Annotated in this window: 19 protein-coding genes; 9 read left to right on the top strand and 10 right to left on the bottom strand. The window is 70.0% G+C overall.

Translation table 11 applies throughout. From position 1 onward, the window contains the following. Positions 1–274 precede the first annotated feature (274 nt). Positions 275–742, top strand: a complete 468-nt coding sequence (locus tag GUY59_RS39190) for an NBR1-Ig-like domain-containing protein (protein ID WP_161714934.1) — start codon at positions 275–277, stop codon at positions 740–742. Positions 743–839: 97 nt separating this feature from the next. On the opposite strand, the gene GUY59_RS39185 is transcribed toward GUY59_RS39190, so the two are convergent. Beyond that, positions 840–2,777, bottom strand: coding sequence for a serine hydrolase domain-containing protein (locus GUY59_RS39185; RefSeq protein WP_138206582.1), 1,938 nt, complete (start codon positions 2,775–2,777; stop codon positions 840–842). Between the two features lie 102 nt (positions 2,778–2,879). On the opposite strand from GUY59_RS39185, the gene GUY59_RS51035 reads away from it, so the two are divergent. After that, on the top strand, positions 2,880–4,589 hold the full coding sequence (locus GUY59_RS51035) for a sensor histidine kinase (RefSeq protein WP_138206580.1): 1,710 nt from the start codon (positions 2,880–2,882) through the stop codon (positions 4,587–4,589). Here the strand turns inward: GUY59_RS51035 and GUY59_RS39175 are convergent. Both GUY59_RS39175 and GUY59_RS39170 read right to left on the bottom strand, forming a co-directional pair. Next, positions 4,530–5,138, bottom strand: a complete 609-nt coding sequence (locus tag GUY59_RS39175; protein ID WP_132333889.1) for a response regulator transcription factor — start codon at positions 5,136–5,138, stop codon at positions 4,530–4,532. The two genes, GUY59_RS51035 and GUY59_RS39175, sit on opposite strands and share 60 nt — an antisense overlap. Before the next feature lie 157 nt (positions 5,139–5,295). Beyond that, on the bottom strand, positions 5,296–6,423 hold the full coding sequence (locus tag GUY59_RS39170; protein WP_138206578.1) for a serine hydrolase domain-containing protein: 1,128 nt from the start codon (positions 6,421–6,423) through the stop codon (positions 5,296–5,298). 166 nt (positions 6,424–6,589) lie between these two features. Between GUY59_RS39170 and GUY59_RS50275 the strand changes: the two genes are divergently transcribed. The 3 genes from GUY59_RS50275 to GUY59_RS39160 all read left to right on the top strand — a co-directional run bounded on the left by GUY59_RS50275 (position 6,590) and on the right by GUY59_RS39160 (position 8,450). After that, on the top strand, positions 6,590–6,721 hold the full coding sequence (locus GUY59_RS50275; protein WP_269129040.1) for a hypothetical protein: 132 nt from the start codon (positions 6,590–6,592) through the stop codon (positions 6,719–6,721). A gap of 25 nt (positions 6,722–6,746) precedes the next feature. Then, complete coding sequence (locus GUY59_RS39165; protein WP_138206576.1) at positions 6,747–7,853, top strand: hypothetical protein; 1,107 nt, start codon at positions 6,747–6,749, stop codon at positions 7,851–7,853. Between the two features lie 201 nt (positions 7,854–8,054). Continuing rightward, positions 8,055–8,450: a peptidase inhibitor family I36 protein gene (locus GUY59_RS39160; RefSeq protein WP_236667929.1), complete on the top strand. Its 396-nt coding sequence runs from the start codon at positions 8,055–8,057 to the stop codon at positions 8,448–8,450. On the opposite strand, the gene GUY59_RS39155 is transcribed toward GUY59_RS39160, so the two are convergent. Next, on the bottom strand, positions 8,451–9,041 hold the full coding sequence (locus GUY59_RS39155; protein WP_161714933.1) for a TetR/AcrR family transcriptional regulator: 591 nt from the start codon (positions 9,039–9,041) through the stop codon (positions 8,451–8,453). 84 nt (positions 9,042–9,125) lie between these two features. Here GUY59_RS39155 and GUY59_RS39150 point away from each other — a divergent pair, with 84 nt between their 5' ends. Both GUY59_RS39150 and GUY59_RS39145 read left to right on the top strand, forming a co-directional pair. Continuing rightward, a complete protein-coding gene (locus tag GUY59_RS39150; protein ID WP_201761868.1) occupies positions 9,126–10,157 on the top strand; it encodes a saccharopine dehydrogenase NADP-binding domain-containing protein in 1,032 nt (343 codons plus the stop codon). Further along, complete coding sequence (locus tag GUY59_RS39145; protein ID WP_138206574.1) at positions 10,154–10,990, top strand: NAD(P)H-binding protein; 837 nt, start codon at positions 10,154–10,156, stop codon at positions 10,988–10,990. Before GUY59_RS39150 ends, GUY59_RS39145 begins: the two co-directional genes overlap by 4 nt. A 45-nt stretch (positions 10,991–11,035) precedes the next feature. Here the strand turns inward: GUY59_RS39145 and GUY59_RS39140 are convergent, their stop codons facing one another. The 5 genes from GUY59_RS39140 to GUY59_RS39120 all read right to left on the bottom strand — a co-directional run bounded on the left by GUY59_RS39140 (position 11,036) and on the right by GUY59_RS39120 (position 17,572). Next, the gene (locus GUY59_RS39140; RefSeq protein WP_138206572.1) at positions 11,036–11,539 is read right to left on the bottom strand and encodes a GNAT family N-acetyltransferase; all 504 of its coding nucleotides are present in this window, start codon (positions 11,537–11,539) and stop codon (positions 11,036–11,038) included. Between the two features lie 436 nt (positions 11,540–11,975). Then, positions 11,976–13,688, bottom strand: a complete 1,713-nt coding sequence (locus GUY59_RS39135) for an ABC transporter family substrate-binding protein (RefSeq protein WP_138206570.1) — start codon at positions 13,686–13,688, stop codon at positions 11,976–11,978. Further along, a complete protein-coding gene (locus GUY59_RS39130) occupies positions 13,685–15,754 on the bottom strand; it encodes an ABC transporter ATP-binding protein (RefSeq protein ID WP_138206568.1) in 2,070 nt (689 codons plus the stop codon). Before GUY59_RS39130 ends, GUY59_RS39135 begins: the two co-directional genes overlap by 4 nt. Further along, positions 15,751–16,593 (bottom strand): ABC transporter permease, encoded by an 843-nt coding sequence (locus GUY59_RS39125; protein WP_138206566.1) that lies wholly within the window; start codon positions 16,591–16,593, stop codon positions 15,751–15,753. The genes GUY59_RS39130 and GUY59_RS39125 overlap by 4 nt, the downstream gene beginning before the upstream one ends. Before the next feature lies 1 nt (position 16,594). Beyond that, positions 16,595–17,572, bottom strand: coding sequence for an ABC transporter permease (locus GUY59_RS39120; RefSeq protein WP_132333879.1), 978 nt, complete (start codon positions 17,570–17,572; stop codon positions 16,595–16,597). A 470-nt stretch (positions 17,573–18,042) separates the two neighbouring features. On the opposite strand from GUY59_RS39120, the gene GUY59_RS39115 reads away from it, so the two are divergent. Both GUY59_RS39115 and GUY59_RS51560 read left to right on the top strand, forming a co-directional pair. Next, positions 18,043–18,291, top strand: a complete 249-nt coding sequence (locus GUY59_RS39115; RefSeq protein ID WP_138206564.1) for a trypco2 family protein — start codon at positions 18,043–18,045, stop codon at positions 18,289–18,291. Further along, a complete protein-coding gene (locus tag GUY59_RS51560) occupies positions 18,260–18,694 on the top strand; it encodes a DUF1963 domain-containing protein (RefSeq protein ID WP_354534034.1) in 435 nt (144 codons plus the stop codon). Before GUY59_RS39115 ends, GUY59_RS51560 begins: the two co-directional genes overlap by 32 nt. Here GUY59_RS51560 and GUY59_RS39105 read toward each other — a convergent pair. Beyond that, positions 18,678–19,213, bottom strand: a 536-nt coding sequence (locus GUY59_RS39105; protein ID WP_236667928.1) for a nucleotide-binding domain containing protein, incomplete at its 5' end; no start/stop codon positions are given. The two genes, GUY59_RS51560 and GUY59_RS39105, sit on opposite strands and share 17 nt — an antisense overlap.

Raw genomic sequence — 19,213 nt, 5'->3', positions numbered from 1 at the left:
CGCTCCCTCCCCACAGCCCGACGGCTCGTCGCAGACCGGTTCGCCCCAGCTCGCCGACTCGTCCCAACCCGGCTCCTCCCAACCCGGCTCCTCCCAACCCGGCGGGGCTTCCCAACCGGGATCGCCCCAGCCCGGCGAGGCGTCTCAACCGGACGGATCCTCACGGCCCGGTGGTTCCGCGGCATCCGTCGGCCCGGCACCGTCCGGCGGTCCCGAAACGTCCTCCGGAGCGCGGCAGGGCGCTCGCCGTAGGCCGCCGGTGGGGAAGGCGACCGTGCTCACCGCGGCGACCGGCGTGGTCGGGGTCGCCGCCATCCTGCTCGGCTGGGTGCTGCCGCTGCTCGGAGAGGGCGACGGGAACGGACCCCCGACGAGCCGGCCCACCCCGGCGCAGAGCGTCTCGCCGCGCGACGACTCCGTCTTCGAAGGTGACGTGACCTACCCCGACGGCAGCGTGGTGAAGCAGGGCGCCGCCTTCGACAAGGTCTGGCGCATCCGCAACGCGGGCACCGTCCCGTGGCAGGATCGCTACCTGACCCGCATGAACGACACTCCGTGCAAGGCGCCGGAACGGGTCGGGATCGGACCGGTGCTGCCCGGCGAGACGGTCGACATCAAGGTACGTGTGCGCGCCGCCGACTCCCCCGGCCGCTGCAAGATCTTCTGGAAGATGACCGACGACGACGGCACCCCGCTGCTCGCCGGCAAGAAGCCCATCTTTCTCGACGTCACCGTCGGCTGAGCGCGGAACCACCGTAAGGAGTGCCTGGTGCGCACCGGGTGTCCGGCCCGGCATGAGAAGCGCGTCGTGCGGAACGCGGCCATGAGAACCTCGGTCGTCAGTTCGTCGGGAACGGCAGGGCGAGCAGGTTGTACGTCATGGCGATCTTGAAGAACACCACACCGGCCAGTGCGAGCGCCGTGTAGCCCAGCCGGCCCGGCCGGCCCCACCAGCCCTTCACCCAGGCCGCCACCGCGTAGCCGGCGACCAGGACGCTGAGCACGAGCCCGGCCGTGGCGACGATCGGCAGCGCGGCCAGCCGGGGCGCGTAGAGAACGGTCAACTCGATGACCACGTTCGGATCGGACATGGTCATGGCGATCCCGCCGACGAAGACGGTCACCAGCGCGGCGGTGATCCAGGCCAGCAGTCGGGCGGCACGGGCACCGGCCGGCTGAGACCGGGCGCCGGCACGGGAACGCCTGCGCAGGACCCGGACCAAGGTGCTCACCGGCAGGGCGAGGAAGGCGAGCACGAACACCAGGGCACTCAGGCCCAGCAGGATCGTGTGCGGCATCGGCTCGTCGGCCCAGGCCAGCTTCTCCAGCGCCTCGGACGGGTTCATCGAGGTCGACAGCGTGCCCTCGTCGTCGAAGGCGATCTTCGCCTGGCCATCGCGCTCTTGGAAGAGACCCTGCCCGATCGGTGTCCAGTGCTGGGTCGTCTTCTCCGGGTCCGGCGACAGACCGGTGGTGGTGAGAGTGCCGTCGGCGTTGGCCTGGACGCCCATCGTGGCGAACAGCGAGCTGACCTTCATGAGGCTGGTCCGGCTGGTGCGAGTGGAGCGGTAGGTGCCGGCGTAGCGGGTCACGTCCCCGCCGGAGACGGCTTTCGCGCTGGCCGATTTCGCGGGCAGATACTGGTCGATGATGCGTTTGACGAGGCTCTGGCCGTTCCAGCCGGCCTGGCCGCCGACGCCGTCGCCGTTGTAGACGACGTAGATCCCGAGGTCCTGCTCCGGAAGCAGACCCATGACGTTGTGGTGGCCGGTCACCTCGCCGTCCTTGTAGACGATCCGGTGACCGTTGTGCGAGCGCTGCTCGAAGGTGTACCCCATGCCCGGGATGCGTGGGTCCTGGGCGTAGTGCTGCTCCTGAAGGCGGCGGGCGACGTTCTTGCCCAACCGGGGATCGCCGCTGAGCTGGGCGAGCATGAAGCGGCCCATGTCGGCGGGGGTGGAGACGGGGCCGGTTCCGGCAGGGGCCCAAGGGCCGTACTGGCCCTTGACGGCGGCGTAGCCGCCCTCGCTCGGGCGGTAGGCGCCGGCGAGGTGGGCGTCGAGTGTCGCGGCGTGCGGCACGGCCAGGGTGGTGGCGTTCATGCCGAGCGGCTTGAGCACGTGCTGCTCGACGTACTTGGAGAACGATTGCCCTGAGGCGGCCTCCACGAGGTGGCCGGCCAGCGCCAGACCGTAGTTGTCGTAGGCGACGCGCGTGCCGGGCGGGCGTACCCGGCGCGGTTGCCGGTCGGCAAGGCTGCCCGCCAGGGAGCCGACGTCCTTCGGATCGGCCTCGGCGAGCCCGACGACATCGTCGTCGAAGCCGGCCGTGTAGGTCAGGAGGTGTTCCAGGGTGACCGGTCGCCCCGGGTAGGAATCCTCGATCTTGAACGTGGTCAGGTATTTGTTGACGTCCGCCCGCAGGTCGAGCTTGCCGGTGTCCACGAGTTGCAGCGCGGCCGTGGCGGTGAACAGCTTGGCGAGCGATCCGGTGAAGAAGCCGGTGCGCCGGGGGTCGACCGGCCGGCGTGTGGCCACGTCGGCGACACCGTATCCCTTGGCGAGAACCGTACGCCCACCGGCGACCACGACGACGGCCGCGCCGGGAATGCGGCTCTCGGCCAGTTGCCCCGATACGATGCGGTCGACCATCTCGGCCAGTCCCGGCAGGTCGGTCTCCGGCGTGACCGGCCTTGCGGATGCCGTGGCCGGGCTTGCTGTGAGGATCACGGCGCCGGCCAGTACCGTGGCCCAGATGCGGATCAGGTGCACTTTCATGACCACAACCCTGCCGACCTGGGGTGATACCGGACCAGTGTCAGGGACACCGATGCTTCCGGCGAAACGCACGATCCGTACATTTAGGTATGATTCTCCGCTGTGGTGATCATCCTGGTGGTCCTGGCGGGTGTGGCGTTCGACCCGCTGGCACCGCTGCCCGGCGTTCCCGCGATCGTCATGGTCATCCTTCAGGTCGTGCACAGCCTGCCCCGCCCGCGCCGCCTGGTCGGTCCATGGACCCTGGTCGCGCAGGCCTTGCTGTTCGTGTGGGCCGGGCAGGGCGCTCCCGGGCTGCTCACCGCCTCCGTGCTCCTGATCGCGCGCGGCCCTGCGCGCTGGGTGCTGACGGGAGCCGTTGTGGCCGTCACCGGCCTGCTCAACACGGCCGACGCCTACACCTGCGTGAACGCCATGGTGAACGCGCTCACGCAGGGGCTGGTGGTGTTCGGCGTCACCCGGCTGAACGACCTGCGCGCCGAACTGCACGCCGCCCGCCACGAACTGGCCGAGGCCTCGGTCGCCGAAGAGCGTGAGCGGGCCTCACGCGAGTTCGAGAGCGTCCTGGGCTCCAGCCTGTCGGCCATCACCGCCCTGGCGGCGCAGGGGCGCACCAGCGAGATCGTCGCCCTGGCCCGCCGGGCAGCCGCCCGCGCCCGGCAGACTCCGCCGGCCCCGGCTCAGCCGCCCTTCGACGACCTCACACCCCGGCTCGCGCTGCCCATCCTGGTGACCGTGCACCTGGGCTTTTTGATCGTCTCCGCGGTGTTCCTGTGGCGTGCGGCGCTGCCACCCGGCGTCCTGGCCCCCGCTCTGCTGATCCTGGCCGGGGTCACGGGCCTGCAACTGCGCCACTCATGGCCCCGGCCGCCCGGGGTCCGGCCCGCGCACGCGGGATGGACGCTTCCGCTGCAACTTGCCCTCGCCCTGGCACCGCTGTTCTTCCCTGACCGTCCCTACCCGCAGCTGATCGGCTATGCCGCGGGCTCCCTTCTCATCCTGTGGACCCGCTGGGCGGCCTTCCCCGTGGTCGGCGCCGTGCTGGCGGCTGCCTCCGTCGTGATGGCACTACGCGGCATCGCTCCGGTGGACAACCTCTACTGGACGTTCAACGCGCTCGCCATCGCGGTCATGTTCCATGGCCTGGCCCTGCACACCGACATGGTCGTCCAGGTGCGCCAGGCCCGCCTGGCGCTGGCCGGGATCGCAGTGGAGCGGGAGCGCCGCCGCATCGCGCGCGACGTGCACGACCTGCTCGGCTACAGTCTGTCGGCCATCGTGGTGAAGGGAGAGCTGGCCGTCCGGATGCCTGAGCGGAGCGCCGAGCAACTCGCCGACATCACCCGCATCGCCGAACGTGCCCTCGCCGACGTTGCGGCCATTCCCCGCGACAGCGGCCGGCCGTTGTCGCTGGCGACCGAGCTGGCCTCCGCCCGTGAGGTGCTGTCCACCGCGGGAGCGGGCGTCCACGCCGATCCCGCGGTCGAGCTGCCGCCCGAAGTCGACGCGCTGCTGGCCACGGTGCTGCGCGAGGCGGTCACGAACGTCCTGCGCCACAGCCGTGCCCGGACCTGTCGCATCGAGCTCACCGCGCGTGACGCCACCGCACGCCTGCGGATCGCCAACGACGGCGTCACCGGCCCCGACGCCGCTCCGCCCGGACAGGGCCTGCGCAACCTGACCCAGCGCGTGAGCGCCCACGGCGGCACCCTGCGCGCCTCCCGTGTTGACGGAGGATATGAGCTTCTCGTCCTACAACCAACCGGCTTCGGTCGCGATGCGGACGGCGTCGAGCCGGTTACGGGCACTTAGTTTGGTGACGATCGCCCCCAGGTAGTTGCGCACCGTGCCCTTCGATAGGTAGAGCGTCGAGGCGATCTGCGCGGTCTCCAGGCCGTCGGCCGCCATCCGCAGCACCATGATCTCCCGTTCGCTCAGGGGGTTGGGCCTGCTCATGATCGTCTGTGCGGCGAGATCCGGGTCGAGCACGCGCTCCCCCGCGACCACCCTGCGGATCGCCTCCGCCAGTTGCGCGGGGGGCGCGTCCTTGAGCATGAACCCGCTGGCCTGGGACGCCAGCGCCTGCCGCAACGTCTCCGGCCGCCCCAGCGACGTGAGGATCAGCACCCGGCACTCGGGCAGCCGCTCGGCCAGCACACCGGCCGCGGCGAGCCCGTCGAGCTCACCGGGCATGTGCACGTCGAGCACCGCCACATCCGGCCGGTGCTCCAGGGCCGCCGCCACCGCCGCCTCCCCCGAGGCCACCTCGGCGACCACCGTCAGATCGCTCTCCAACCCCATCAGCGCGACGATGGCCCCGCGGATGAGCTCCATGTCCTCCGCCAGCAACACCCGAATCACGATCGTCCATCCTTTCCGTGCCCAGCAGGACGCAAACGTCATCCTCCGCCCTGCCGCCGGCTCAGCGGTAGGCGGCGGCCTGGAGGGTTCAGGGTTCGGCGTGGAGGCCCTGTTCGGCGACGCCGTGTTCGGTGACGCGGGCAGCGGCGCGGACGTGCTATTTCCCGGGGCAGAGAACTGCTTCCGCCGCCTTCTTGATCATGGGCTCGACGGCGGGATCGCTGTGGGCCGTACCAAGCGTTACGGACACGACGAACTGCACACCCGTGTCACGCGAACCGTAGGTGATGGCCTTGAAACTGGGTGCGCTGCCCGCCACGGCGCCGAATCCGCCCCCGCAGACGCCCTTGTCGGAGGGCTCTTCTGAGGGAGGCGGGGCCGGCCGGCCGGCGTTCAGTGCGTCCTTCTCCTCCTTCGTCAGCAGGTCCTTGCCGAGCGCCAGGTGGAAGGCGCTCAGGTCGTCGGTGGTGGAGATCACCCCTCCGGCCGCGTAGCCGTAGCTCATGTTGAAGCGGTCGACGTCGTGCAGCTTGCCGTTCTCGTCGGGGTAGTAGCTGTGCCCGTGCGGGCCCTTGATGCGACCGGGGAACGTGACCGGCAGGTAGGTGTCATCCATGTGCAGGGGGTCGAAGATCCGCCGCTCGAACTCCGCGGCCACCGAGTGATCGGTGAGGTCTTCGATGATCAGTCCGAGAAGGTAGTAGTTGGTGTTGGAGTAGGAGAACTTCTCCCCTGGTTCCTGGGTGCGCGCCACGGTGCGCGACCTCTTGACCAGCTCCATCGGCGGAATGTACGTGGTGAAGTCCAGGTAGTCGATCAGCTCGGGGGTGAACCAGTTGGGGATGCCCGAGGTGTGGTGGATCATCTGCTCCACGGTGATCTCGTCGGCCCGCTCCACCAGGTCCTTCTCCGCCACCTCGGGCAGCAGGTCGCTGAGCTTGTCGTCCAGAGAGAGCTTGCCCTCGGTGACCAGCTTCATGATGACGACCTGGGTCATGGCCTTGGTCTGGGATCCGGCCCTGAAACGGGCGCCGGCGGGAATCTTGCCACCCTTGTCGTTCAGGAGGCGGGTGCCGGCCGAGCCCTTGTCGACCTTCTTGCCGTCGATGTAGACGGCGCCGATCGCGCCGACCACTTCAGGGCTCTTTGCCAGCTCTGTCAGAGCCTTCTGCACGTCGCCGAGCCGTGCCCGGTCCGCGTCGGCCGCGGTAGCGGGTGTCGCGACGCTCAGCGTCAGCGTCGCGCAGGCCAGACCTGCCAGGCCGGTCATCTTCACACGATCCACAAGCGAGATCCTTTCCCCTTGAGCGGCCGGGACGGTGTCCACGTCTGGTATTCAGACGCCCTGGTCCGGCCTATGGCGATAGGTTTAGACCTGCGGTGGTTTCTCCGCCGTTTCCGCCGACTCGATCTGGGGCGATCCCGTCAGGGCACGCGAGGAGGCGGAGTTCGTGAGCGCGGTGGACCAGGCGGCACAGGTCTGGGACTCCAGCGTGACGAACGCCGGCGCCGAGCGAGCCGCGGTCGACCGCGACGACGCCGACCGCTACTCGACGCCCACTACGCTCGACGGCTACAGGTGACCCTGCGGTAAGGAGGCGCGGGCGGATGGGACACGGCGACACCGTCTACCGATGGAACGTCCTGCCGTGGTGGCCGCTCGCGCTGTGCTGGGCGGCGCTGGCCGCGCTGGCCGTCGTCATGCCCATCGTCAAGCCCGCCCGCGGCGACGTGCCGTTCGTCGTCGACGCGCTGGGCTACGCGCTCGTCTGGGGCATCCCGGCGTGGGTGGCGCTGCTGACCATGTGGTCCGTACGCCACTTCGGGCGCATCGTCGTCACCCGGACCGAGTTGCGGGTGGGCCGGCACCGCTTACCGGTCGGCCGGCTGAGCCGCGACCACCTCTACCTCCTGGCCCGCGACCTGCCCGGACTGCGGGCACGGCTGGAGCCGCTGCCCGACCTTCCGTGGCCGCGGCTGCGCCTGTTGGCCAGGCAGGCGCGATGGTCGGGAAAGCCGTTGGGCGGGGCCTTCGCCGCGCCGTTCGGCGTCAGCACCCATCCCCTGCTGCTGGCCGGCGGGTCGGCCGTCGAGGTGGCCACGCGCGACCTGGCCGGGCTGGTGGGGGCGCTGCTCGACGTGGTGCCGGAGACCCCGGTGACCGGACCGTCACAGCCTCGAAGGCTGGGTGTCCTGCTCCCCGTCGTGCTCGTGGTCGTGCTGCCGGGCCTCATCGTCGGCGGGCTGGTGTGGTACGTCGGCGCCGCCGGCGGCCGCACGGCGTTCGCGCTGCCGGACCGCGCGGGCGATCTGGTGCGCCGCGACGACGCCGGCCTGATCGGCGGCATGGCCTCCGCCTTCACCGAGGCGGCCCGGAGGCACCTCGACACGCACGCCGCCGCAACGTACGCGCGCGACGGCGAGACGAGGCCCGCGTACTTCGTGCTCGGCGGCGAGGGGACCGTGCAGAGCCCTCCCCGACTCCTCCGGCAGGCGCTCGGGACGGACGTCCAGCGGCTCGACCCAGGCGGGCGGGAGGGCGCCCTGTGGTGCGCCACCAGAAAGCTGGCCGGCACGTGGCGGCGGGTCTGCGGCTGGGCCGACGCCGGCACCGCCGGGTTCGTGGTGGGCCTGGACGCTCCCGCCGAGGGGTACGCTGCGCTCGCGGCCCGCGCCCGGGCCGTCCGCGCCGCCGGCACCCGTACCGAGGGATGAGGAAGAGCCCCGCGAGCGGCAAGGAGGCACGCTCAGCGTCGCGCCGCGCGACGAGGGCCGGGCTGCGAGTGATCGTCAGGCTTCCCTGCGGCCGGTCGCGAAGCGGAGTCGATCGACCCCTTTCCTGACAAGATCGCGCCATGTATGTTCGGAGCGAAAGAAAGTTTCAATCATGGAGGAACGTTGGGCAAGAAGCTTCACATGCTGGCCTTACCGATCGCCGCCGCCGCTCTGGCCGCGCTCGCCACCCCGGCCCAGGCCGCCGACGGGTACGACCGGTGCCGTGACGGTTATTACTGCATGTTCTCCGGCCTCGACGGCACGGGCGACCTCATCGAGATCAACGCCGACACCCCCGACCTCGCCGCGCTGGGCATGGCCGATCGCGCCAAGTCCGACTGGAACCGTACCGACTCGTGGATCCACCTGTTCTCCGAGGCCGGCTACGGCGGCTGCTCCGCGGTGACCAGCCCGCGCGACCAGGGCAACTTCTACGTCGACTTCCGCGACTTCTTCGACTCCGTCCGCTTCGACGGCCCGAACGGCCCCTCCTGCCGGACCACCGTCAAGGGCTCCGTCACCGACTCGCACGGCTGATCAGCGCCTGAGCGCCTCCAGGAAACGGTCGGCCTCCGCGGCTAGCCGCGGCAGGTCGGCCGCCGGGTCCTGGGAGCGAGCCAGCAACATCCCGCCCTCGCACAGGGCCCCGAAGACGAGCCGGGCCCGGACGGGCAGATCGCCGTCCGCGGCCTGGCCGCCCGCGACCGCAACGCGCAGTCCGTCGTGCAGGACCCGCAGCAGGTGATCGTGCTCGATCGCCCTGACGGTCTCCCAGCTCAGCACCGACGGCGCGTCCAGCAGCACGATCTGGCGGAACCCCGGGTCGAGGCAGTGCTCCAGGAAGGTGCGGCACCCGCGCCGCAGCGCCTCCATTGGCTCGTGCTCCTGGCCCGCCGCCCGAACCAGCGCGGCGGAGACCTCCTCCAGCTCGCGTACGAACGCGGCGCGGAACAACGCGACCTTGCCGCCGAAGTGGTGGTAGGCGGCTCCCTTGGTGACGCCGGCCGCGGCGGCCACCGCGTCGATCGACGTGGGCGCGTATCCCCGCGCGCCGAACAACCGGCGCGCGGCCCGCACCAGCCTGCCCGTCGTCTCGTCCGAGCGCTCTGCCTGCGTGCGGCCGGTCATCGTTCTCCCCTTGACGTACATACTCGCGGTACGTAACTTCGAGGCCTAGTTACGTACTCACAGTATGGAACATGGAGGCGAGCCGTGTCCGCACCGCAGCACATCGCCGTCTACGGCGCCACCGGTCACACCGGGCGCCTGGTGGCGGCCGAGCTCCACGCCCGCGGCCGCCGGGTCGTCCTGGCCGGGCGCGACGAGGGCGCGCTGAAGGCCCTGTCCGACGAGCTCGGAGGCGCGCGCGTGCACCGGGCCACGCTCGACGACCCGGGCGCGTTACGCCGGCTCGCCGAGCAGGCGGCCGTGCTGATCCACTGCGCGGGCCCGTTCACGCACACCGGCGCACCCGTCGCCACCGCCGCGGCGGAGGGCGGGTGCCACTACGTGGACCACGCCCTGGAGCAGCACCACACGAAGTGGATGTTGGACGCCATGTCCGGGCCGGCCCGCCGGGCGGGCATCACCATGGTCACCGCCATGAGCTTCTACGGCGGCCTGGGCGACCTGCTCGCCGGCGCCGTGTCGGCGGGCATGACGGACATCGACCGGGTGATCACCGCGTACGCGGTGAGCGGCTGGCGGCTGACCACGGGCGCCAAGAGCACCGCGGAGCTGCTGTTCGCCGACACCCGGCGGATCACCTACACGGACGGCGCCCAGCACATCGGCTACGTCGAGCCGCGCAACGCCGTCTTCCCGTTCCCCCCGCCGCTGGGCCCGCGCACAATGATCGCGCCCGTCCCGTTCTCCGAGGTGCTGACCGTGCCCAGGCACGTGCCGGCGCGGCAGGTCGAGGCGCAGCTCACGGCACACACGTTCCAGGAGGAGCAGGTGTTCACCAGCGAGCACGCCGATGCCGCCGCCAGGGCGGGCTCCGACTTCACCGTGGCCACGCAGGTGATCACCGCGGACGGGGGCCGCGCCGGGCAGGCGAGCGGCCGTGACCTGTGGCGGATGAGCGCGCTGACGTCCGTGGAGGCCGCCGTACGCCTGGCCGACGGCGACGGCCCCAGCTCCCCCGGCGTGTACGGCCCGGCCGAGGCGTTCCCCGCCGGACCGTTCCTGCGCGACCTGGAGCGGCTCGGCCTGTTCACCCTGACCCTGCCGGAGGAGCGATGATCCTCGTCACGGGCGCGGCCGGCGGGCCGCAGGGATCGACCGGCCGGCACGTCGCCGAGCTGCTGCTGGAGCGCGGCGCGCAGGTGCGGGCGTTCGTGCACTCCGACGACCACCGAGCCGACGCGCTGCGCGAGCGCGGCGCGGAGGTGGTGGTGGGCGACCTGCGGGAGATCACCTCCGTACGCCCGGCCGTGCGCGGCGTGCGCCGGGCGTTCCTCACCTACCCGGTGACGGCGGGCCTGCTGGACGCCACGGCCGTGCTGGCGGCGGCGGCCAGGGAGGAAGGGCTGGACCGGGTCGTCGACGTGTCGCAGCTGGACGCCTCACCCGAGGCGCTGACGCCCCGCATGCGCCGGCACTGGGTGGCCGAGCAGGTCCTCGACCGGGCCGGCGTGGGCGCGGTGCACCTGCGGGCCGCAGTGTTCTTCGAGAACCTGGCCGTGGCAGCCGACGGCGACCGGCTGGCGCTCCCGCTCGGTCCGCCCGACACGCGCATCCCCCTGGTCGCCGGCGCCGACGTGGCCAGGGTGGCCGCGGGGCTGCTCCTCGACCCGGTGCCCGCCGACCCGGTGTGCCTGGTGACGGGGCAGATGGCGACGATCGGCGAGGTGGCCGACGCCTTCGGGCTGCCGTACGCGGACGTGCCGCCCGAGGAGTGGAAGGCCAGGGCCATGAAGAAGTACGGCGACCCGTACACCGTCGAGCACCTGACCCACCTGTGGGCGATCTTCCGCCTCATCGGGCCGGGCGACCACCCGCTCTACCGCGTCACGGAGAGCATCGAACGCTACGGCGGCCGGCCACCGACCACGCTGCGCGAGTTCCGGCGCTGATCCTGCAGGCGCCACCGCCGTGGACGGTGACGCCCGCGGTTGTCGTCAGACGCCGAACGGAGGCGCGTAGCGGATCGTGCCGGACGGCAGCGGCTCGCCGTCCAGCGACATGGCCATCAACGCCTCGTCGGGCACGTCGAAGGCGACGCCGATGCCGTGGCGGGAGGCGGTGGTGAAGCCGAAGCGCGGATAGTACGCGGGGTGCCCGAGCACGGCCACGGCGCTTCCGCCGCGTTCCCGCGCCTCCCGCAGCGCGTCCTCGACGACCAGCGTGCCGAGCCCCTGGCGCTGCACCTCGGGCGCGACCGCGACCGGGCCCAGGGCGAGCGCGGGTGTCTCGCCGACGTGGCAGCGGGTGAGCAGGGCGTGGGCGACGACGCGGCCGCCGGTGACCGCCACCCGGGACAGGGCGGGGATCCAGGCCGGGTCGCGGCGCAGCGCCTCGACGAGGTCGGCCTCCTCCGGCTTGCCGAAGGCGGCCGTGGTCACGGCCCTGATCGCCGTCTCGTCACCGGGTGTCTCGGCGCGCAGGGTGAGGTCGTCGGTCATGCGTGTGCTCCAGTCGTATGCGGCGGGCAGGGTGAGGTGGGCGTCGTCGCATCCGCGAACAGGGATGGACCGAACAACAGAGAAGCCCTTCTCAGAGGGAGGACTCCCACGCCGGCGCACAGGCGGGGGCTCGCGTGACGACACGCGACGACCCGGCTCAGCTGTGGTGACCGGCTCCCAGGGAGCCCGGGCGGGCAGAGGAACGAATGCTGCTCACGGCAGCCACCCAGCGGGCGGTCATACGCTCCTCGCTCCTTCCTGCTCCTCCGGCGACGCCTCCGGGCGCTCGCCACACCACCATGCCTTCGTATCGACCGAAAGCACCGATTCAAGGCACGACCCTACCCGATGGCCGCAGAGCGGGCCAACCGGCTCCGCGGACACGCGAAACCCCCGGCGGGGCAGGCCCTGCCGGGGGTTCGGTCGTGCGCGAGGATCAGCCGGTGAAGCCGACCGCGGTCCAGTCGTAGAACTTGTAGCCCTCGGCGCCGAGGTTGGCGAGGGTCTTCTTGGCCGCCTGGATGTCAGGGCGCTGGTACAGCGGGATCGTGTGCACCATGTCCCAGATGAGCTTGTCGGCGGCGTTGGCCAGCTCGATGGCCTTGGCCGGGTCCGTCTCGCTCACCGCGGCCTCGATGGCCTCGTCCACGGCCGGGTCGCTGGCCTTCGGGAAGTTGCTCTCGGAGCCGGTCTTGTAGATCTGCGCCAGGCTCCCGATCGGGAGCGGCGTGCCGATCCAGGAGAACGGCACCAGGTCGAAGTCACCCTTGATGATGAAGTCGGTGAAGAACTTGTCATCGGGGACCGGCCGGATGGTCAGGCCGATGCCCGCCTCCTTGAGCATGGCCTGGGTGAGCTCGCCCTCCGTCTTCGCATACGGCACGCCCGCCGGGACGACGAAGCTCAGCGTCATCTCCTTGCCGTCCTTCTTGCGGAGCTGGCCCTCTGCCTCCTGCTTCCAGCCGGCCGCGTCGAGCAGCTGCTTGGCCTTCTCCACGTTGTACTTGCCGAGGTCGCCGGAGTTGTCGACGTAGCCCTTGTGGTTGTTCATGAACACGTGGTTGCCGAGCGTCTGCAGCGGCCAGTCCATGTCCTTCAGGTCGGACTGCGTGATCACGTCCCGGTTGATCGCGTACGCGACCGCGTGCCGGACGTTCTTGTCCTTCAAGAACTCGCTCTGGTTGTTGACGGTGATGTGCCGCCAGTTGGGGCTGAGCGCCTTGCGGATGTCGACGTTCTGGACTTCCTTGGCACGCTTCAGGTCCGCGGGGCTGCCCGGCGGGATCTCCACCATGTCGAGCTCGCCGTTGGCGAAGGCGTTGACCTGCGCCGCAGGGGTCTCGATCGTCCGGAAGATGACCTTGTCGAGCTTGGCCTTCTTGCCCCACCACTTGTCGTCACGCACGACGGTGAGCGTCTTGGTGCCCTCGTCGATCTTCTCGACCTTGAAGGGGCCCGCGGTGACCGGGATCTTCTGCAGGTAGTCCTTGTCGTACGCCTCAGGCGACTTCATGTGCTTGGCCGGCATGAGGTGCGGCGACCGGGAGAACAGGCCCTGCCACTCGGGGAACGGCTTGGAGAAGGTGATGATCGCAACCTTGTCGCTGTCGCCCTTCTTCACCGACTCGATCCGCTCCCAGCCGTCCGTGGAGGCCGGCTTGAACTTCTTGTTCTCGCCGTTGTTGGCCTTCCACGCGGCCTCGAGGTCCTCCCACGTCATCGGCGTGCCGTCGGACCAGGTGGCCTTCTCGTTGAGCGTGTAGGTGACGACCTGCTTGCCGTCCAACGTCTCGTTCTTCACGTCGGTCAGGTAGTCAGGGTTTGCCGTGAAGTTGGCCTCTTCGTCGGAGACCATCAGCATCGGCATGATCGTGTCGAGCATCTGCGCGGTGTCGGCCTGGTTGCCGTCCACGTGGTTGCCGTTCCACTGGCTCGGCCACTGGCCGACAGGGAGGGTCAGCGTGCCGCCGTCCTTGACCTGCTCGTACGGGACGGGGTTGACGCTGACGGCGGGGGTCTCCGACATCTGCTGCTGAGCCTGCTTCGACTGCTCGGCGTTCGGTTGGTTGGTCTCGCCGCCGCCACCGCAGGCCGCGACGGCCATGGCCAGGAGCGTCAGCCCTGCGGCCGCACGGTATCGAACCTTCACTCTTCCTCCTGATTGTCCGAGGCCGTGATGACCTCGACTTCCTCCGCGTAGTGACAGGCGGCGCCGTGGTCGACGACGTTCGCCAGCCGGGCAACCGAGGGTTCCTCGTCCACGCACCGCCGCTGCTCCGCCGCGCTGAGCACGGCGAATTTGGGGCAGCGGGTGCGGAACCTGCATCCGGACGGCGGGTCGGCCGGGCTGGGCAGGTCGCCTTCGAGCAGGATCCGCTTGCGGGTGCGTTCCATCTCGGGGTCGGGCAGCGGGATCGCCGACAGCAGAGCCTGCGTGTACGGGTGCGCCGGACGGTCGTAGACGTTCTCGACCGTACCGATCTCGGCGATCTTGCCCAGGTACATGACGGCCACGCGGTCGGCGAGGTGCCTGACCACGGCCAGGTCGTGCGCCACGAACAGGTAGGACAGGCCGAGCCTGCTCTTCAGCTCGTCCAACAGGTTGATCACGCCTGCCTGGATGGACACGTCGAGCGCGGAGACCGGCTCGTCCAGCACCAGCAGTTTCGGCTCCAGCGCGAGCGCGCGGGCGATGCCGATGCGCTGCCGCTGGCCGCCGGAGAACTGCTGGGGATAGCGCTCGGCGTGCTCGGCGGCGAGCCCGACGAGTACCAGCAGCTCCTCGACCTTGGCGCGCACGTCCTTCTCGCCGTGCGCCCGCAGCGGCTCGGCGATGATGTCGCCGACCGGCATGCGCGGGTCGAGCGCGGCCATCGGGTCCTGGAAGACGATCTGCAGGTCGCCGCGGAGGCTTCTACGGCCCGCCTTGTCGAGTGTGGCGCTGTCCTTGCCGAGCACCACGACCCGGCCGCCCTCCGGCGGCTGCAACTGCATGATCTGCTGCAGGGTGGTGGTCTTGCCGCAGCCGGACTCGCCGACCAGGGCCAGTGTCTCGCCCTGCGCGATGTCGAAGCTGATGCCGTCGACGGCGTAGACGGTGCCGACGCGGCGCTTGACGATGGCGCCCTTCAGCAGCGGATAGTGCTTGGTCATGGCGTCGAGTTCGAGCACGGCGGGGCGCTCGGCACGCGGCACCCTGACCGCCTCGTTGGGCGGGATGACCGGCACCGGGAACACGTCCGCCCCGGTCAGGCCCTTGTGCTCGATCTCGTGCGAACGGATGCACGCCACGTGGCGGCCGCTGCCGAACGGCGTCAGCGGCGGCTCCTCGTCGTCGCACATGTCCACCTTCATCGGGCAGCGCGGCGCGAAGGGGCAGCCGGGCGGCAGCGACGCCGGCGACGGCGGGTTGCCGTCGATGGGCACGAGCGGGCCCTCCTCGCCGTCGATCCTGGGGATCGAGGCGAGCAGACCCATCGTGTACGGCATCCGCGGCCGGTAGTAGATGTCGTCCACGGGGCCCTGCTCGACCGGGCGGCCCGCGTACATGACGACCACCCGGTCGGCCATGCCGGCGATGACGCCCAGGTCGTGGGTGATCATCACGATGCCGGCACCGGTCTCCTGCTGGGCGGTCTTCAGCACCTCCAGCACCTGGGCCTGGATGGTCACGTCGAGCGCCGTGGTGGGCTCGTCGCAGATGAGCAGGTCGGGGTCGTTGGCGATGGCCATGGCGATCATGGCGCGCTGCCGCATGCCGCCGGAGAACTCGTGCGGGAACGCCTTGGCCCGCAGGCCCGGGTTGGGGATGCCGACCAGGTCGAGCAGTTCGACGGCGCGCTTGGCGGCCTTGTCCTTGCCCACGTTCTGGTGGACGCGGACGGCCTCGGCGATCTGGTCGCCGATGGTGTAGACGGGCGTGAACGCCGACAGCGGATCCTGGAAGATCATGCTGATCGTCTTGCCGCGTACCTTGATCTGCTCGTCTTCCTTCATGCCGAGCAGTTCCCGGCCGTGCAGCTTGACCGAGCCGCTGACCACGGCGTTCGTCGGCAGCAGGCCCATGACGGCGAGAGAGGTGACGGACTTGCCCGAGCCGGACTCGCCGACGATGCCGAGCACCTCGCCGCGCTCGACCTCGTAGCTGACGCCGCGCACGGCCTGGATGCCGCCGGGGAAGGTGACGGTGAGGTCCCTGACCTCCAAGATGCTCACGAGTTGCTCCCCGGGTCGAGTGCGTCACGCAGGCCGTCGCCGATCATGTTCACGCTGAGCACGAGCAGCACCAGCAGGCCCGCGGGGAAGGCGAACAGCCAGGGGTAGCCGGTGGCGTTGCGGGAACCCTCCGCGATCAGCGTGCCGAGCGAGACGTCCGGCGGCTGGATGCCGAAGCCGAAGAAGGACAGCGCGGCCTCGCCGATGATCGCGCCGCTGACGTTGAGCGTGGCATCGATGATCAGCAACGAGGACAGGTTGGGCACGATGTGCCTGAAGATGATCTTCCAGCGGGGGATGCCCATGTAGACGGCGGCCTGCACGTACTCCCGCTCGCGGAGCGAGAGCGTCATGCTGCGCACCACCCTGGAGGTGATCATCCAGGAGAACGCGGCGAGCAGCGCCACGAACCAGAGCCAGGAGGCGCCCTCCCGCAGCCGCGGCGAGATGATGGCGATGATCAGGAAGCTCGGCAGGACCAGCAGCAGGTCCACACCCCACATGAGCGTCTTGTCCACCCAGCCGCCGAAATATCCGGCGAACGCGCCCACGATCGCGGCGAGCCCTGTGGAGATGAGCGCCACGAGCAGGCCGATGAGGATCGACTTCTGCATGCCGCGGAGCGTGACCGCGTACATGTCCTGGCCGATCGTGGTGGTGCCCCACCAGTGGTCGCCGCCGGGGGGCGACAGGAAGGCCAGGAAGTCCTTGTCGGTCCAGTCGTACGGGCCGACGAACGGCCCGAGGTAGGCCATGGCCACCAGCACGATCAGGGCGATGGAGCCATAACGGGCCTGCTTGTTGCGGAGCAGGCGCCGCAGGACGACTTTCGATCGCATGTCAGCTCACCCGCACCCGAGGATCGAGGGCCGCCACCAGCAGGTCCGACAGGAAGGCGGCGAACAACACACAGACGGCGGTGAAGAAGGTCACCGCGGCGACGGAGTTGACGTCGTTCTGGTTGATCGAGTCAACCAGCCAGGCGCCCATGCCGTGCCAGGCGAAGATCTTCTCGGTGAAGGTGGCACCGGTGAACATCGTCCCGAACGCGAAGGCGAAGTAGGTGGCGGCGGGGATCAGCGCGGTGCGCAGCGCGTGTTTGGTCAGCGCCGTCCTGCGTCTCAGCCCCTTGGCCATGGCGGTGCGGACGAAGTCCTGGTTGAGCACGTCGAGCATCATGTTGCGCTGGATGCGGCTGTAGAAGGCGATCAGGCCCAGGCTGAGCGAGATCGTCGGCAGGATCAGGTGGTTCAGCCGGTTGAGGAACTGGTCGAAGCCGGACAACCGGGGGTTGTACTCACCGGTGTACTCGATGAGCGAGAACCCCAGTCCTCTGTTCAGGTTGTACGTCGCGATCGCGAGCAGAGTGGCCAGCACGAACACCGGAACGGCCATGATCACGAAGGAGCTGACCCCGATGAACCGGTCGGTGAGTTTGTACTGCTTCACCGCCGAGATCGCGCCCAGCGCCACACCGACGGCGAAACCGACCAGCGTGCCGATGAGCAGCAGCCGTAGGCTGACCATGATCCGCCGGCCCATCTCGTTGTTGACCGAGCCGCCGTTCCACGTGCGGCCGAAGTCTCCGGTGACGACGCCCTTGGCCCACGTGCCGTAACGGACGAGCACCGGGGTCTTGTCGTTCAGGTTGTACTCATCGAGCGTCGCGTCGATGACCGCCTCTGCCACCGGTGGCTGGCGACCTTCGTACGCCCCCCGCGGGTTCATGGTGGTGGCCGCGAGCATGTACGCCAGACTGGCCGCCAGGGCGACCAAGATCACGTTTATTGCCAACCTGCGGAGCAGGTACTTGCCCATTACTCTCCGTTCGCGCTGACCGTGGGCGCGGACTTCCGACCGGAGAGGCGCCCTCGCAACGTAAACCCATCTCGCGTGGTGAAATCCACTTGACGCCGAGATGGCGATCAGAGCGCAGAATATATGTAAAAATGTAACGGGCAGAAACCGTTCGGCGTAACGGTCAGGTCAAGCGCATTAGTCGGCGACCCCTCCTCGGGCACCGTCGGACCGCCGGCTTCACCTGCGGAAACACCCCCTCCCAAGATCCGCTGTACAGCGCCGCATCAGGGGCAAATGTCACAGAATCCGGACACTATTTGACGATCGCGCAAGCTGATCCACATCGCCTTTGCGAATGCGATGGTGCACGAGGACAAGTGCGCACAGGACACCGCCGCCGCGAGCAGCCCGCTCCCCTACCCAGTCGCCGCTTGACCTGATATGTACGGTGTCATCGGCCGAATCGATCACCAGGGAGAAGACGGCCAGTGGCGGGGCTGAAGGTCTGGGTCGTGGAGGCCGGAGCGGAGGCCACGCGCGGCACCGAGGAGGTCCACACCGTCACGGTCACGCTCGGGACACCCGTCACCCGCGACGGTCGTCCCGTGCGGGTCCGCCGCCGTTCCGTCGACGGACCTGACCGTTGGGCCATGGCCGGCATACCGATCAGCCGCCGGGTCGAAGCCCTGGGCTGGACGGCGGACGGTGAGCTCAGCGTCGTCACCGACGTCGAATAGCATCTCCTGCCACGTCCCCTTTCCTGGCCGGCCCTGGTGGCCGACGCGCTGGCGCGTACCCTGCCCGAGCCCGCTGACGGGTAACGCCACCGTCGTCCGGCCGGCCAAATCCAGGATCGGCTCTCCGCGTTGGAAGCCGCATGGGAGCGGCTCGGGCTGGAATCAGGTCTGGACCACTGTCCATCTCCGGCAGACGGACGGCCGCTGCACAAGGCCCCTGCCTCTGCAGGATCTCAAACCCGACGGCTTCACCCGCGAACAGAGGCTGCTGCTCCAGGTGGATTCCGACGAGAGTCTCGGCTGGTGCTGGGGAGACCAGGGCCGGCTCTACTTCACCCTTCACGAGACGGACCTCGCCTCGGGTGACTTCACGAAGGTGTCGGTGATCAGCGACAGTCATTAGGCCGCTCGCGGTGACCGGCGGCGGCGCGCAGGAAATAGTCGTCCCCGCCCACCTGGCCGCCCTTCAACGCCACCTGGAGCCCGTCCACCGCCGGATCGTCCGAGGCCAGCACGCACACCGGCGCGCCGGCGGCCGGTGAGGCGACCACGTCCAGCGACCGGGCGCCGAGCGCCGCGACGACCTCCCCCGAGGTGTCGCCGCCAGCGACCACCAGCCGCCGTACCAGCCCGGCACGCACCATGGCCGCGGCCAGCCGGCCGAGTGACGTCCCGATGCCGTCCGGGTCCCTGGCCGGTCCGCGGGTCGACTCGACGATGGTGTGCCGGCCGTCGCGCAGGCTCTCCTCCACCTGTTCGACGAGGCCGGCGGGACCTGACAGGTCGGCGAACACCCGCCACCCCGCACGCTCGGCCGTGTCGATCTGGCGGGCGGTGATCGGCGAGCGGCTCCCCGACAGGGCGAGCACCGGCGCGACAGCCCCCAGCGCTGCGCGCCCCACCGTCGTCACGGAGGCGGAGG

It is taken from the genome of Nonomuraea sp. K271, from assembly GCF_009908215.1.
GTDB lineage: Bacteria > Actinomycetota > Actinomycetes > Streptosporangiales > Streptosporangiaceae > Nonomuraea > Nonomuraea longispora.
Note: the sequence above shows the minus strand (reverse complement) of the source record. Positions and strands in the feature narration are given on the sequence as shown.